The following is a 1,188-nucleotide window of genomic DNA, read 5'->3' as shown; positions in this document are numbered from 1 at the left end:
GCCCTCCGCCACCCGCCGCCTCCCGCTGTCCCTGCGCCGCCGCGGTGTCCCCTGGGACCGGCAGCGGTCCACCTGGCGGGAGGCCAGGCCCGCCCTGATCGCCGCGGCCCTGAAGCGGGCGCAGGACCGACCGTCCGGCAACTGGTACGTGCTCGGCGCGTCCGCCGCCGTCGCCCCGGGCCGCCCCTTCGGCCGGACCGTCGCCGGTACCGAGGTGGTGGCCTGGCGCGGCCCCGGCGGACGTCTCGTCGCCGGACCCGGCGCCTGCCCGCACCTCGGGGCGCCGCTGAAGGACGCGGTGGTCAGCCGCGGCACGCTCCTCTGCCACTGGCACGGCCTCGCCCTGCCCGGGGACGCCGCCACGGGCTGGTGTCCGCTGCCCGCCCACGACGACGGTGTCCTCGCCTGGGTACGGCTCGACGCGGCCGGCGGCGAGGAGCCGCTGGAACGCCCGGTGCTGCCGCCCCGCCCGGTGGCCGGTGCCACGCTCGCCGCCGTCCACGACGTCACGGGTACGTGCGAGCCGGCCGATGTCGTCGCCAACCGCCTCGACCCGTGGCACGGCGGGTGGCTCCACCCGTACTCCTTCGTCGATCTCACCGTCGAGGAGCCGGACGGCGACGACGGCCTCGCCGTCCGGGTGTCCTTCAAGGTGGCCGGTCGTGTGGTCGTCCCCGTCCGCGCCGTGTTCTCCGCACCCGGGCCCCGCACCGTCGTCATGCGCATCACCGATGGCGAGGGCCGTGGCTCCGTGGTCGAAACCCACGCCACCCCGCTGACCCCCGAGAACCACGGCCGTCCGCGCACCGCCGTCATCGAGGCGGTCCTCGCCACGTCCGACCGACCCGGCTTCGCCGTCGCCCGCGCGGCCGCACCCCTGCTGCGGCCCCTGATGCGCGCCGCCGCGGGCCGCCTGTGGCGCGACGACCTCGCCTACGCCGAACGCCGCTGGGCCCTGCGCGAGGCGGGCCGCTTCCCGGGCTGACCGGCGGGCCGCAGTGGTCACGGCCGGTGGCGCTTCCCGGCCAGCCGGTGCACACCGCGCAGCACGGCCGTACGGCCATGGCGGGGCACCGTCCACAGCCGCTGGCCGCTCACGCCCCAGCGGGCGAGCAGCGCGTTGGCGGCCAGGAACCCGCTGGTGGCAGCCCGTTCCATCAGGGCGACCGGCAGATCGGTACGGACCAG

1 protein-coding gene and 1 pseudogene are annotated in these 1,188 nt (G+C 77.6%); one reads left to right on the top strand and one right to left on the bottom strand.

Going from position 1 to position 1,188, the window contains the following annotated elements; translation table 11 throughout:
- The first annotated feature begins 25 nt into the window (after positions 1–25).
- Positions 26–985, top strand: a complete 960-nt coding sequence (locus tag SSOG_RS04970; RefSeq protein ID WP_009713117.1) for a Rieske (2Fe-2S) protein — start codon at positions 26–28, stop codon at positions 983–985.
- Positions 986–1,002: 17 nt separating this feature from the next.
- Here SSOG_RS04970 and SSOG_RS04965 read toward each other — a convergent pair.
- Positions 1,003–1,188: pseudogene (locus SSOG_RS04965) on the bottom strand (isorenieratene synthase); the annotation flags it as partial.

Origin of the sequence: Streptomyces himastatinicus ATCC 53653 (assembly GCF_000158915.1) — a bacterium.
Lineage (GTDB): Bacteria > Actinomycetota > Actinomycetes > Streptomycetales > Streptomycetaceae > Streptomyces > Streptomyces himastatinicus.
This window is presented reverse-complemented; position numbering and strand designations above follow the sequence as displayed.